Annotated in this window: 3 protein-coding genes; all 3 read left to right on the forward strand. The window is 55.8% G+C overall.

Annotation, left to right across the window (positions count from 1 at the left end; all coding sequences use genetic code 11):
- The first annotated feature begins 310 nt into the window (after positions 1–310).
- Positions 311–1084: a MerR family transcriptional regulator gene (locus O3648_RS08120; RefSeq protein WP_279754688.1), complete on the forward strand. Its 774-nt coding sequence runs from the start codon at positions 311–313 to the stop codon at positions 1082–1084.
- Between the two features lie 727 nt (positions 1085–1811).
- The gene (locus O3648_RS08125; protein ID WP_279740422.1) at positions 1812–2459 is read left to right on the forward strand and encodes a MerR family transcriptional regulator; all 648 of its coding nucleotides are present in this window, start codon (positions 1812–1814) and stop codon (positions 2457–2459) included.
- A gap of 203 nt (positions 2460–2662) precedes the next feature.
- Positions 2663–3372: ParA family protein (locus tag O3648_RS08130; RefSeq protein ID WP_371569515.1), on the forward strand; the 710-nt coding region annotated here is incomplete at its 3' end.

Here is a 3372-nt window from a genome sequence, read left to right on the forward strand (position 1 = left end):
CAGTGGAATTTTGTTAAAATTGGTACTGTCACTACTGGAAAGTGCCTGAATCCGTGATTATTTTTGGGTTCAAAACGCCCCCGAAAAGGGCTATTTGAATAGCAAAATACCTTGTGAAACTATAAGATTGTCTCGAAGGTTTGCGCTTTATCATTTTGTGATAAACAACTAAATTTATCTATCACACTCTCAACACTAAGCAAAGATGTTCGGTACGCTGCGATAACCCCCCCTCACCAGGGGGAACGAGCCACTCATTCAAATTTCGGCTCGTATCGACATTGTCTGAACAAGTACCCGAAAGACGTAGATGACCTCACGCATCGATAAGAACCTCACTAACGCTGAGGTCCAACTAGAGGACGTGGAGAACGGTGACTCTGACCGTAACCCGCGTGACGTTAAAAGCCGGACCATTGGTCAGGTTCTTAGCCAGCTTGATTTGGAGTTCCCCGGAATTAGCGCATCCAAAATCCGCTTCCTGGAGGAACGCGGTCTCGTGCACCCCAGTCGTACCGAAACCGGTTATCGCAAGTACTCCCAGACGGATATTGAGCGCCTGCGCTACGTCCTCACCATGCAGCGCGACCACTACATGCCGCTGAAGGTAATCCGTCAGCACCTGGAGGACCTGGAAACCGGTCGCGTACTGAACTCCATGCCTGCCACCGTAGGCGAAGACGTGCTAGACACCGTCCTCGGCCCGAACGAGCAGGAAGGTCGCACCTACACTCTCCGCGAGCTGGCAGGATATGCTAACACCACCCCCGAACAGATTCGCGAGCTGATTGACTTTGGGCTGCTCGAAGATGGCTCAGGCGTGAAGTACACCGATTACGATGTGCTGATTGCCCGCGTTAGTGCAGAACTGACCAAGCACGGCATTCAGCCCCGTCACCTGCGCGCATTCAAGTCTGCGGCAGACCGCGAAATTTCCCTCGTGGAAATTGCGGTGGCTCCGCTGGCATCACGCCGCGACGCAGCCTCCCAGGCTCAGGCGCAGGAACGAGCCGACAAGATTCGCAAGCTGTGCCTGCAGCTGCACGCAACTCTCGTCGAATCGGCGATGCCTACCTACGAGTAGGCGCACGAAGATACAGGCTACCGATAGTCTGCCCCTCGTAAACTCCCAGCGGTTCTATCGCACCGCAAACGGGGATTTCCCTCAGGAAACCACCACTGACCATGGTGATCCCTCTATAGTCTCTGCCCCTTACCAACGGGTAGCGGTCTGTAGCAGTCTCTAAACTTGGACGAAGCCGACGCTGGCACGCTCGGATTTTCTGCCCTGTCGTCCAACACGAAGAGCTTTCTAGCCAGGGGGCTCCCGCCCTGCCAAGGCTGCTCAGTCAACTCAGCTGTAAATGCGTATGGACTACCTATCCGTACGCATTTACTTTTTAAACTCCCCATGGGGTCGATACCCAGGAAAAGCGAGGAGAATAGCGGGGGAGGAACGCATCTACAGGACGTTAAAGAGGTACAAATGAATTTGAAAAGATCATTCGCTTCGGTGGGTTCAATTTTAAGTAGAGCCCTCTATCAGATAAAATAGATTGAACAACCGCGCCTATCGCGCATCGGTCGCACTATCGAATCATGTTCTACGAACCGAATAGCCGGGCCAATGTGTAGTATTGAAAACCGCGTAGCCAACCTCGCAGAGGGAAGCCGCGCGAATCATAGATACAGATTCTAAGGTCTAGCCTTAGAATCTCACCCCGAAAATTGGGGCTGCACCGGAACGAAGTCGACCACATTGGATAGGGCGCGGTGAATCGCATTAAACGGGTTAACGAAAAGGAGGGACCGTGCTAGAGCAGCAGGTAGCCGAAAATGCAGGCGAGGCCGCAGGCACCCATGAGGCATCCCAGGGCTTCGACCAGCCCCTGGACGGCTTCGACACCCTCTTCCCCGTAGCGCCGCCTCCGCGCGGTGAACAAGGTGTACTCTTCACCGACCCGGTCTCTGTCGTCGAGGAAAACCTCGGTTACCGTGGCGCCGTCGCCTGCAAAGCAGTCGGCATCACCTACCGTCAGCTCGACTACTGGGCACGCACCGACCTGGTTGTACCCACCGTGCGTGGCGCCTCCGGATCCGGTACCCAGCGCCTCTACAGCTTCCGCGATGTGCTCGTACTCAAGATTGTGAAGCGACTGCTCGACACCGGCGTGTCCCTGCAGCAGATTCGCACCTCCATCGAGCATCTGCGTACCCGCGGCATTGACGACCTTGCGAACATCACCCTGATGAGTGACGGTACCACCGTCTACGAATGTACCTCCCCGAGCGAGGTTATCGACCTGGTTCAGGCTGGCCAGGGCGTCTTTGGTATCGCGATTGGCCGCGTCTGGCGCGAAATCGAAATGAACCTCAACGGTCAGCCCGGCGAAGAAATGCACGAAAGTTTCGAAGGCGACGAACTCGCCGCCCGCCGTGCCCGCCGTGCACAGGCATAAAGCATAGGTGTAAAACACACATCTTGAATCTGCCCGCGTTCACTACCTACCAGGTGGCGAGCGCGGGCAGAACCTTTAAATCTGAAGGAATATTCATTGCTTACTTGAGAAAAAACTCAAGATACACCCCTGTAAGATCCGGAAGAAAAGCGAAGATTCGCTAAAATAAAGGGGCATTACACCTCACTCAAAAAGGGATCTGCATGCCCCGTATCGTCAGTATCAGCAGTCTCAAAGGTGGCGTTGGCAAAACGTCCATCACTTTGGGGCTAGCCTCCGCGGCATTACACAGCGGACTCTCCACACTCGTTATTGACCTCGACCCCCACGGCGACGCCAGCACCGGCCTGGCAGTGGATGAAACCATCCCCGACGTCGCCTCTCTAATCGCTAGCTCCAATGAACGTGCCTTCACGGAAGAAGCTGGTAGCTCCTCCTGGAATGCTCTCGTCGGCAAACCCACCCTGCTGACCAATAACCCCGTGACCACAGGTAGCGTGAAGGTAGCACGCGGTTCGGCTCGTTCCACCCTCGTGGACCGCCAGGAAGCCGTACCGTTCATCCGCCGCTTCAAGCGCATGGTGGAGTCAGCAGCAGACGCCTACGACGTCATCCTGATCGACTGCCCGCCGTTCCTCGGAACCCTGTCTTCGATGGGGTGGGCGGTTAGCGAGCGTATTCTCTCGGTCGCTGAGCCATCTCTCTTCTCCGTGGCGGGCACCGAACGAACCCTGCGCGCTATCGTGCGTTTTCAGCAGGAAAGCGGCATCAGCATTGACGGTGCGGGAGTCGTTATCAACAAGATGCGCCCCAACGACAGCGAACACCGCTACCGACGCGACGAAATGCGTTCCCTCTTCGGCGAGTTCGTGGCAGAACCTGTGCTCGCTGAAAGCCCCGTGCTGCAGCGCGC

Source organism: Rothia sp. 27098_8_161, from assembly GCF_041432905.1.
Taxonomy (GTDB): Bacteria; Actinomycetota; Actinomycetes; order Actinomycetales; family Micrococcaceae; genus Rothia.

What these genes read in the sequence shown, in the direction of transcription:
- O3648_RS08120 (WP_279754688.1), top strand. Translation starts at nt 311, where the DNA reads ATGACCTCACGCATCGATAAGAACCTCACTAACGCTGAGGTCCAACTA.